The sequence below is a fragment of the Janthinobacterium sp. GW821-FHT03C08 genome, assembly GCF_059420905.1.
Map to the genome: position 1 here is coordinate 26560 of NZ_JBWKUP010000028.1, position 9831 is coordinate 36390.

The following is a 9831-nucleotide window of genomic DNA, read 5'->3' on the forward strand; positions in this document are numbered from 1 at the left end:
AAGCGGGAGAACGGCATGGAATTGTCCGGCAAACAAATCGTCCTGGGACTTTCGGGCGGCGTCGCCTGCTACAAGGCGGCGGAACTGTGCCGCGCGCTGACCCGCGCGGGCGCCACGGTACAAGTGGTCATGACGGAGGCGGCCAGCCACTTCATCACGGCCGTGACGATGCAGGCCCTGTCGGGCCACCCCGTGCACACGAGCCAGTGGGATGCGCGCATCGCCAACAACATGGCGCATATCGACCTGACGCGCCACGCGGACGCCATCCTCATCGCGCCGTGTTCGGCCGACTTCATGCGCAAGCTGGCGCACGGCGTGTGCGACGACCTGCTGTCGACCCTGTGCCTGGCCCGTCCGGCCCACCTGCCCCTGCTGGTGGCGCCGGCCATGAACGTGGAGATGTGGCAGAACCCTGCCACGCAGCGCAATGTGCAGCAGCTGCGCGACGACGGCATCGCCATCTTCGGCCCCGCCGCCGGCGAGCAGGCGTGCGGCGAGGTGGGCCTGGGCCGCATGCTGGAACCGGAACAGCTGCTGACGGAGCTGGTCGCCGCCTTCCAGCCCAAGGTCCTGGTGGGCAAGCGCGTGCTCGTCACTGCCGGCCCCACGTTCGAAGCCATCGACCCGGTGCGCGGCATCACCAATCTGTCCTCGGGCAAGATGGGTTATGCGGTGGCCCGGGCGGCGCGCGAGGCGGGCGCCGAGGTGCTGCTCATTTCCGGCCCCACGGCCCTGGACGCGCCATTCGGCGTGCGCCGCATCAATGTGCAAAGCGCGCAGCAGATGCATGATGCGGTACTGGCCCACGTCGACGACCAGCATGTCTTCGTCGCCGTCGCCGCCGTGGCCGACTGGCGGGTCGTCAACGCCAGCGAGCAGAAAATGAAAAAGCAGGCCGACGGCTCCGTGCCCGAGCTGGTCTTCGCGCAAAATCCCGACATCCTCGCCACCGTGGCGGCGCGCACCAACCTGGCCGGCTACCCGTATTGCGTGGGTTTTGCCGCAGAATCGGAAAACCTGGTGGAATTCGGCTCCGTCAAGCGCGAAAAGAAGGGTATTCCTTTGCTGGTTGGCAATATCGGCCAAAACACCTTTGGCCAGGACGACAACACCATCATCCTCTTCGACGAAGAGGGCCATACCGTGCTGCCGCGCGCCTCGAAACTGAACCTGGCGCGCCAGCTGATTTCGGAAATCTCCAAGCGGCTGGCAAAAAACTCGCTGCTCAAATAATCACTTTTTAAACGACTTAGCTTCAATGAAAAATATCGACATCAAGATCCTCGACGCCCGCATGCAAGAACTGCTGCCGGCCTACGCCACCCCGGGCAGCGCGGGCCTGGACCTGCGCGCCTGCATCGATGCGCCCATCACCATCGAAGCCGGCCAGACCGTGCTCATTCCCACCGGCCTGGCCATCCACATCGGCGACCCCTCGTATGCGGCCATGATCCTGCCGCGCAGCGGCATGGGCCACAAGAACGGCATCGTTCTGGGGAATCTGGTAGGCTTGATCGACTCCGATTACCAGGGCCAGCTGATGGTATCGACCTGGAACCGGGGCCAGAGCGCTTTCACGCTCGCCCCCATGGAGCGCCTGGCGCAGCTGATTATCGTGCCGGTGCTGCAAGTGGGCTTTAACGTCGTCGAGGAATTCGGCGACAGCGAACGCGGTGTTGGCGGTTTCGGCAGCACCGGCAAACATTAAGGATCGTCTTATGCCAGGTTTCCGCCACATCGCCCCAGCCAAAACTTCGCTGCGCCATCTGGCATCGCCACTGCTGGTGGCTTGCGTTGCCCTGCTATCTGCCTGCACCACGCCGACGACGACGGTCAGCGGCCCGTTCAACGTCGTGCCGGCGCCCGAGGCGCCCGCCCTGACGGCGCAGCAAAAGGCGGCGCAGGAGGAACTGGTGAAAATGGTAGCGCTGCAGGACCGCCTGTCGAAAGTCTCGGCGCCCCTGCTGATCAACAATGCGGACCTGTGCAAGACGTATGCGCGCAACCTGCTGGGCTTCACGGCACAGAACAAATATTCCTACCCCGGCATCTATGCCGACGCGGCCCAGGCGGCCCTCGGTTACGGCGAGCAGATGCAGGTGTCCGGCGTGCTGCCGGGCAGCGGCGCCGCGCGCGCCGGGCTGCGCAAGGGCGACGCCCTGCTGGCGGCCGAAGGCAAGCCCCTGCCGGCCGGTCCCAAGGCGGAAGGCCCGTTCGGTGCCATCGTCGGCCCGCTGGCCTCGAAAAGCGCCAGCCTGAACATGACCATCGCCCGCGACGGCCAGCAGCAGGATTTAAAGATTCCCGTCACGCGCGCCTGCGCCTTCCGCGTCGCCCTGGGCAATGCGGACAATGTCAACGCGTATTCGGACGGCGCGCGCATCATGCTCACGCGCGGCATGGTCAATGCGGCGCAAAACGACGAAGGCATCGCCTTCGTCATCGCCCGCGAAATGGCGCACAACATCCTCGACCACGCGCGCAGCCAGCACACGGCCGGTACGGCCGGCAGCATCATCGACAGCCTGGGCGCCGTGCAGCCCGACGTGTCGATGCTGACGGGCGCCGCCGGCATCAAGGCCATGCCGCAGGAACTCGACGTGCAAGCCGACACCCTGGCCATCTACCTGCTGGCGCGCGCCGGCTACAACGTCGACAACGCCGCCCGCTTCTGGCAGCGCCTGGCCACGCAAGTGCCGGCCACGGTCGCCAACGGCTACACGGCCCTGCACCCGGGCACCAACTCGCGCATGGCCGCCATCAACCGCGCCGTGGCCGACGTGCGCGCCAAGCAGGCGGCGAAGAAGCCGCTCAAGCCTTAGGACGCCTACCATAAGCTGCTGCGCGTCGCGGTCTGCGGTCTGCGGTCTGCGGTCTGCGATGCTCACTGCCTCGGCGGCCCCGTGCCAGGCACAGTTGCGCTTCTCGGCCACAAATCGCTGCCGCTCGCTACGCTTCTGTTAGACGTTCTTCATCCTGATCAAACAGGGTTTGCTCAGGCGCCCGGGAAGTTGGGGAAATAGGTGCCCATGATCCAGGTCAGGGCGCCGCAAAACACCACGGCAAGAAACAGCACAACGAGCAGCTTGCCGAACTTGGGAATACCCTCTTCTTGCGTCTTGACTTCATTTGACATGAAAATTCTCCGCAGGCTGTTGGAGAGGGTAGTATAGCCATAATATTGAAGAATATTCCATACTTTGCCGCAAACATGCGGCATGCAACTCGCGCGCGCCCATGGACAGCATCGACCTTGAAGTTCTGAAGACCAGCGCCGCCTGGCTCGCCGCCGGGCACCGCTGCGAACTCGTCACCGTCATCAAGACCTGGGGTTCCAGCCCCCGCCCCGTGGGCGCCACCCTGGCCATCTGCGACGATGGCACGGTGGTCGGCTCCGTCTCCGGCGGCTGCATCGAGGATGATTTGATCGACACCGTGCGCCGGCACGGCATCGTGCGCACGCGGCCGGAAATCGTCAGCTACGGCATCAGCGCCGACGAGGCGCACCGCTTCGGCCTGCCCTGCGGAGGCACCATCGAGCTGGCCATCGAACCGCTGCATGCGAGCAGCGGCGTGGCCGAACTGCTGGCGCGCCTGGAAGCGCATGAACTGGTCGAACGCCGCCTGGATCTGGATACCGGCGCGGTCATCCTGCAGCGCGCCGCGCCGGGCGCCGTGCTGGCCCTGGACAAGGACGTGCTCACCACCCAGCACGGCCCGCGCTGGCGATTGCTGATCATCGGCGCCAGCCAGCTGTCGCGCTTCGTGGCGCAGATCGCCATGGCCATGGATTACCACGTCGTCGTCTGCGACCCGCGCGAGGAATACCGGGGCGGCTGGAACGTGCCCGGCGTGCCCCTGCTGCACGCCATGCCCGACGACCTGGTGCTGGAATTAGCGCTCGACAGCCGCAGCGCTGTCGTCGCCCTCACGCACGACCCCAAGCTCGACGACCTGGCCCTGATGGAAGCGCTCAAATCCCCCGCGTTTTACGTCGGCGCCATCGGTTCGCGCGCCAACAATGCCAAGCGGCGCGAACGGCTGCAGCAGTTCGACGTCAGCGCCCCACAGCTGGCGCGCCTGCATGCCCCCATCGGCCTGTACATCGGCAGCAAGACGCCCGCCGAAATCGCCATTTCCATCCTGGCCGAACTGACGGCCGTCAAGAATGGCGTGCCCGACGCCCTGCAGATCCAGCACGCGGCGGCCTTGACGCCGCCCAGCCCTGACCTCTGCGTGCGCTGACGCCTGAAAAGCAAGAAACGCGATGCGCCCTCGGCGCGCCCCTGCTACCCTCCCTCATTTTTGGCCACCATGACCCTGCTGCACTGCACCCTCCCCCTGCCCGCCGGGTACCGCCGCGACGACGTCATTGCCTTCCACAGCCGCGACGGGGAAGCCGTGGCCGAACAAGTCACCGCTACGGGCCTGCGCAAGGGCATCCTGCTTGCCGGCGTGCCTGTCGTGCTGGACGTGGCCTTCACGGACGCTGCGGCCGTCTGCCGGGCCGAGATCGATGGCGACACCGATGCCGCCGCCGGCTTGCAGGTACCGCTGCACGGCGCCCTGCTCAATATCCTCGGCCTGCGCATCGACCCGCAGCCGTTCGCGCTGCTGGCCGCCGGCGACCCGCTGCTGGCGCCCTTGATCCGCCTCAACCCGGGCTTGCGCATCGTGCAGTCGGCCAGCCCCTTCGAAGCGCTGACCTGGGCCATCATCGGCCAGCAGATCAACCTGCCGTTCGCCATTTCCCTGCGCCGCACGTTTATCCTGCAGGCGGGGCGCCAGCACGGCAGCGGCTTGTGGTGCTACCCGGAGGCGCGCGACGTGGCGCGGCTGGAAACCGATGATTTGACGAGCCGCAAATTCTCGCGCGCCAAGGCGGAGACCCTGCTGCGCCTGGCCCGTCTCGTCGACGAGGGAGAGCTGTCGCTGGAACTGCCCCCCTCCGGCGACGTGGCGGCCATGTCGCAGGCGCTGCTGGCCGTGAAGGGCATCGGCCCGTGGACCGTCAACTACGCGCTGCTGCGCGGCTACGGCTACGCCGACTGCTCGCTGCACGGCGACGTGGCCATCCGCGCCGCCCTGCAAAAGCTGCTGGGCGAAGAGGCCAAGCCGGACATGGCGCGCACGGAACAGTGGCTGCGCCAGTACGCGCCGCACCGCACCATGGCGGCTGCCCACCTGTGGGCCAGCCTGCATGCGCCGGAAAAAAATAATCCGCAGGCAGGGGAATAAACGGCGGGCGGCGGGCGTCTATCCCTTGCAAGCCCACAAACCTCAAGGAGACCATCATGCGCCTTACCACCACTTTTGCCCTTACCGCTCTTGCCGCCCTGCTGTCCGCCCCGCTGGCCTTCGCCGCCGACGCCATGCCCGCCAACGGCATGCTCGTCAATGCCAGCGGCATGACCGTGTACGTCTTCGACAAGGATGTCGCCGGCAGCGGCAAGAGCGCCTGCAGCGGCGGCTGCCTGGTGGCCTGGCCCGCCGTCATCGCCACCGAAGCATCGCCTGCCGCGCCGTACGGCAGCATCCAGCGCGAAGACAACGGCGCCATGCAGCTGACCTACAAGGGCAAGCCCCTGTACCTGTACAAGGAAGACAAGAAGCCGGGCGACATGGCCGGCGACAATTTCAAGAACGTGTGGCACGTCGTCAAGCCATAACAAGCCTGCGCCGCCATGACCGCACTCGACGACAGCCGCCAGCTGCAAGCATGCCTGCCCGGCCTGCGCCGCTATGCGCGCGCGCTGGCGGGCGCCCTGCACGCGGACGACCTGGTGCAGGACACCGTCGAGCGGGCCTGGCGCAAGCTCGATCAATGGCAGCGGGGCGACGAGATGCGGCCCTGGCTGTTTTCCATCATGCATAACCTGCACGTGGACAGCTTGCGCCGTCCCGGCCTCGTGCTGCAGGAACTCGACGACGACGCCCTGCTGCCCGCGCCCGAGCGCGCGCCGGGACAGGCCATCGCCATCGGCGAGATGGATGCGGCGCTGGCCCGCTTGCCGCTGGGCCAGCGCGAAGTGATCCTGCTCGTCGCGCTGGAGCAGATGCCGTACGAGCAGGTGGCGGCCACGCTCGGCATCCCCGTCGGCACCGTCATGTCGCGCCTGTCGCGCGGGCGCGAGAAACTGCGCGCACTGCTCGATGGCCGCCCCGCCAGCGGCCATGGCGCGCCCACCCTGAAAGTCGTGAAATGACTACGCAAGCCATCGACGAAGCGCAACTGCACGCCCTGGCCGACGGCGTCCTGCCGGAAGACCAGCGCGCGGCCGTCGACGCCCACCTGCGCGCGCATCCGGACGATGCCGCCCGGGTGGCGGCGTGGCGCGAGCAGAACCGGCAGCTGCGCGCCCTGTTCGATCCCGTGCTGGACGACGCCGTGCCGCCGCCGCTGCTGCAGGCGGCCGCCCCGCCGGCGGCCAACGGCGTCTGGCGCCGCCACGCCATGCAGGCCGCCGCCGCCCTCGCGCTGGTGGTGGCGGGCGGCGCCGGCGGCTGGCTGCTGCGCGGCGCGGACGGCGGCGCTGCCAGCGCCAGCGCCGTTTCCCTGGCGCGCAGCGCCGCCATCGCCCACGCGGTCTACACGCCCGAAGTGCGCCACCCCGTGGAGGTGGGCGCGGAACAGGAAGCGCACCTGGTGCAGTGGCTGTCAAAACGCCTGGGCAGCAAGCTGCAGCCGCCCGTGCTGTCGCCGCTCGGTTACCAGCTGATCGGCGGGCGTTTGCTGCCCGGCGATGGCGATGGCCCCGTGGCGCAGTTCATGTACGAGGATGGCAAGGGCCAGCGCCTGACCCTGTACGTGGCGAAAGAGCGGGCCGGCAGGCAGGAAACGGCGTTCCGCTACACGCAGGAAAAGGACCTGGGCGTGTTTTACTGGATCGACGGCCCGCTCGGCTACGCCCTATCGGCGAACCTGCCGAAAAAGGAGCTGGGCAGGATCGCCGACGCCGTGTATGCGCAGCTGGAGCAGCCCCGCTGAAGCGGGCCGCCCATGCGTTGCGCCGTGCGCGGGCGCGTCAGCCCAGCGCGCGCCGCAGCTGCGCGTATGCGTCGACCAGCTGCGCCTTCGAATAGCCACGGTTGAGCCCGCTTGGATTGGGCAGTATCCACACGCGCGCGCCGCCGAAGCGTTCCCGCTGCTCGCCCCAGCCCACCTGGCGCCTGCCCGTCATGGCCGCATACGCGGCCTTGCCCAGGAAGGCGATCCACTGCGGCTGCGCCAGCGCCAGCTTGTGCAGCAGCTGCGCCGTCCCTTGCGCGAATTCCTCCGCCCCCACCTGGTCCGCCCGCTGCGTCGGACGCGCCACAGCCGCCGTCAGGCCCAGGCCAAATTCCAGCACGCTGCGGTCGTCCTGCGGCGCCACCTGGTGCGGCGTGAAGCCGGCCAGGTGCAGCACGGGCCAGAAGCGGTTGCCGCGGCCGAGGAAATGGTGGCCGGCCGCTGCCGCGTCCACGCCGGGATTGAGGCCGCAGAACACCACCTGCAGGCCGGGGCGCAGGATGTCGGGCAGGCCCGGCGTCGTTGTGGCAAGGTGTGACATGCTTGAGCTCCGATACGGGGAGCTGCAGTATAGGGGAAGGCCCCCGGCTTCACCTGGCCCGCCTGCGCCACGGCGCCAGCTGCAGCACGAGCGCCACGGCGGCCACCGCCGCCGCGCCCAGGCCCAGCGTGCGGGCGGACCAGTCCAGCAGGAGCAGCAGGCCGCCGCTGGCGGCACCGATGGCGCTGCCCAGGTACAGCGCCGACTCGTTGAGGGCGATGGCCAGGTTGCCGTCGCCCCGCGCCGCGCGCGCGGCCAGCAGCCGCTGGTTCTGCGGCACTTGCAGGGCCCAGCCGGCACCGCCCCACAGCACGATAGGCGGCAGCATCAGCCACGCCGACCAGCCGGCCGCCAGCGGCAGCGCGCACAAGGCCAGCGCCAGCAGCAGCAAAATGTACACGGTCAGCCTGGGTGCGGCCAGCCTGTCGGCCAGCGGCCCGGCCAGGACGCTGCCCGCGATGCCCCCCACGCCCCAGGCCCACAGGAAGGGCGTGGCGGAGAGTGCCGCCCCCTGCGCGGACCAGGCCAGCAGCGGCGCAATGAAGGTGTACATGCCCAGGCTGGCGATGGCCGCCAGCAGGGATACGAGCAGGATGGCCAGCACCGGCCCATCCGCCAGCAAGGCCAGCTTGCGGCGCAGCGCGATGGGCGGCGCCGCCGGCAGCGCCGGCAGCTGCCACAGCAGGCCCGCCAGCGCCAGCGCGCCCAGGACGGCCACCAGCCACAGGGCCGCGGCCCAGCCCAGCTGCTCGGCCAGCAGCAGGCTCAAGGGCACGCCCAGCACCGTGCCGCTGGCCATGCCGCCCATGATCACGCCGATGGCCTTGCCCCGCTGCGGCGGCGGCGCCACGCCGGCCGCCGCGGCGATGCCCAGCGCCAGGTACACGCCCGCGCCGATGCCGGCGATGGCGCGCAAGGCCAGCAAGCTGGCAAAGCTTGGCGCCAGTGCGCTGGCCCCGTTCGCCAGCACGAACACGGCCAGGGAGAGCAGCAGGCTGCGGCGCTGCGCCTGCGCCGGCAGCAAGGCCACGGCCAGCGGCGAGCCGAGACCGTACGCCAGGGTAAATGCCGTCACCAGTTGCGCCGCCACCGCCACGGGCACGGCAAAGGCGCCGGCAATCAGCGGCATCAGCCCTGCCGTCACGTACGAGGCCATGCCCAGCGCGAACGCGCCCATGGCAATCAGGTAGACGGTGGCAGGCAGCGCGGCGGCGGCAGGGCCGGCGCGGGAAGAAGAATCGGACATGGCAAGCCTTCAGGAAGAAAGCAAGCATTCTGGAATACAATATAAACAATTACAATTTAACTGTTTATGCTATTACTGGCAGCAACAGGCTCACTGGAAGGACACGCCCATGCGCACTTTGGCCCGCACCCGCGGCGAACTGGCCGCCTACCTGCAGGCGCGGCGCGCGCGCCTGTCGCCGGCAGACGTGGGCCTGCCCGGCGGCGGGCGGCGCAGGACCCCGGGCTTGCGCCGCGAGGAAGTGGCGGCGCTGGCCGGTGTGGGACTGACCTGGTACACCTGGCTGGAACAGGGGCGCGACATCGGCGTCTCCAGCGCCTTTCTCGACAAGCTGGCCGAAGTGCTCAAGCTCGATGCGGCCGAGCGCCGTCACCTGTTCCTGCTGGCGCACGCGCGCCCTCCCGCCGAGGAGGGCAAGACCTTTTGCGTGGTGCCGCCGCTGGTGCGCCGCCTGATGCACGAACTGGCCCATCCGGCCTATGTGCTCAACCTGCGCTGGGACGTGCTGGCGTTCAATGCCCACGCGGACGCCCTGTTCGGCTTCGGCGCGCATGCGTCCGGGCGCCGCAATCTGCTGTGGCTGTTGTTTACCGATCCCCTGCTGCGCTCGCGCTTCACCGGCTGGGAAGAACAGGCGCCGCTGATGCTGTCAAGCTTTCGCCGCGACTATGCGCGCGCCACGCAGGAGGCGGACATCCATGCGCTGGTGCAAGAACTGGAAAAGGTCTCGCCCGAATTCAGGCAGTGGTGGCGCCGCCACGACGTGCACGCGCCGTGCGAAGGCGTGCGCCTGCTGGACGTCGGCGGCGAAGAGATCGCGTACGAGCACACCTCGCTGACCATCGACGCGGACCGCCATTTGCGGCTGGTCGTGTATGCGCGCCGGCCGCCGCTGGAAACCGCGCCATAACACGAAAAAACCGCTGCTCCTCTTGCGAGGAAGCAGCGGCTTCGAATTGGTTGCGGGGACAGGATTTGAACCTGTGACCTTCGGGTTATGAGCCCGACGAGCTGCCAGACTGCTCCACCCCG

General features: G+C 68.5%; 12 protein-coding genes. 9 read left to right on the plus strand and 3 right to left on the minus strand.

Going from position 1 to position 9831, the window contains the following annotated elements; genetic code table 11:
• The first annotated feature begins 15 nt into the window (after nt 1-15).
• Genes coaBC through AC07VL_RS26915 form a run of 3 tightly spaced genes read left to right on the plus strand, consistent with a single transcriptional unit; the run spans nt 16 to nt 2825 of the window.
• A complete protein-coding gene (coaBC, locus tag AC07VL_RS26905) occupies nt 16-1236 on the plus strand; it encodes a bifunctional phosphopantothenoylcysteine decarboxylase/phosphopantothenate--cysteine ligase CoaBC (protein WP_494808572.1) in 1221 nt (406 codons plus the stop codon).
• 25 nt (nt 1237-1261) lie between these two features.
• On the plus strand, nt 1262-1711 hold the full coding sequence (gene dut / locus AC07VL_RS26910; RefSeq protein WP_494808573.1) for a dUTP diphosphatase: 450 nt from the start codon (nt 1262-1264) through the stop codon (nt 1709-1711).
• Between the two features lie 10 nt (nt 1712-1721).
• The gene (locus AC07VL_RS26915) at nt 1722-2825 is read left to right on the plus strand and encodes a M48 family metalloprotease (RefSeq protein ID WP_494808574.1); all 1104 of its coding nucleotides are present in this window, start codon (nt 1722-1724) and stop codon (nt 2823-2825) included.
• A 173-nt stretch (nt 2826-2998) separates the two neighbouring features.
• On the opposite strand, the gene AC07VL_RS26920 is transcribed toward AC07VL_RS26915, so the two are convergent.
• A complete protein-coding gene (locus AC07VL_RS26920; RefSeq protein WP_180977326.1) occupies nt 2999-3139 on the minus strand; it encodes a hypothetical protein in 141 nt (46 codons plus the stop codon).
• Between the two features lie 101 nt (nt 3140-3240).
• On the opposite strand from AC07VL_RS26920, the gene AC07VL_RS26925 reads away from it, so the two are divergent.
• The 5 genes from AC07VL_RS26925 to AC07VL_RS26945 all read left to right on the plus strand — a co-directional run bounded on the left by AC07VL_RS26925 (nt 3241) and on the right by AC07VL_RS26945 (nt 6991).
• Nucleotides 3241-4248: an XdhC family protein gene (locus tag AC07VL_RS26925; protein WP_494808575.1), complete on the plus strand. Its 1008-nt coding sequence runs from the start codon at nt 3241-3243 to the stop codon at nt 4246-4248.
• A 69-nt stretch (nt 4249-4317) separates the two neighbouring features.
• Nucleotides 4318-5241 (plus strand): DNA-3-methyladenine glycosylase family protein, encoded by a 924-nt coding sequence (locus AC07VL_RS26930; protein WP_494808576.1) that lies wholly within the window; start codon nt 4318-4320, stop codon nt 5239-5241.
• 56 nt (nt 5242-5297) lie between these two features.
• Entirely contained in the window at nt 5298-5672 is a 375-nt protein-coding gene (locus tag AC07VL_RS26935) for a COG4315 family predicted lipoprotein (RefSeq protein WP_494808577.1), read from the plus strand.
• Between the two features lie 15 nt (nt 5673-5687).
• Entirely contained in the window at nt 5688-6209 is a 522-nt protein-coding gene (locus AC07VL_RS26940; RefSeq protein WP_494808578.1) for an RNA polymerase sigma factor, read from the plus strand.
• On the plus strand, nt 6206-6991 hold the full coding sequence (locus AC07VL_RS26945; RefSeq protein ID WP_494808579.1) for an anti-sigma factor family protein: 786 nt from the start codon (nt 6206-6208) through the stop codon (nt 6989-6991). Before AC07VL_RS26940 ends, AC07VL_RS26945 begins: the two co-directional genes overlap by 4 nt.
• A gap of 37 nt (nt 6992-7028) precedes the next feature.
• Here AC07VL_RS26945 and mug read toward each other — a convergent pair whose 3' ends face one another.
• Nucleotides 7029-7553 (minus strand): G/U mismatch-specific DNA glycosylase, encoded by a 525-nt coding sequence (mug, locus tag AC07VL_RS26950; protein ID WP_494808580.1) that lies wholly within the window; start codon nt 7551-7553, stop codon nt 7029-7031.
• Nucleotides 7554-7602: 49 nt separating this feature from the next.
• Nucleotides 7603-8799 carry an MFS transporter gene (locus AC07VL_RS26955; RefSeq protein WP_494808581.1) on the minus strand — a complete coding sequence of 399 codons (1197 nt, stop codon included), beginning with the start codon at nt 8797-8799 and terminating at the stop codon, nt 7603-7605.
• Nucleotides 8800-8908: 109 nt separating this feature from the next.
• On the opposite strand from AC07VL_RS26955, the gene AC07VL_RS26960 reads away from it, so the two are divergent.
• The gene (locus tag AC07VL_RS26960) at nt 8909-9709 is read left to right on the plus strand and encodes a helix-turn-helix transcriptional regulator (protein WP_494808582.1); all 801 of its coding nucleotides are present in this window, start codon (nt 8909-8911) and stop codon (nt 9707-9709) included.
• Nucleotides 9710-9831: the final 122 nt, after the last annotated feature.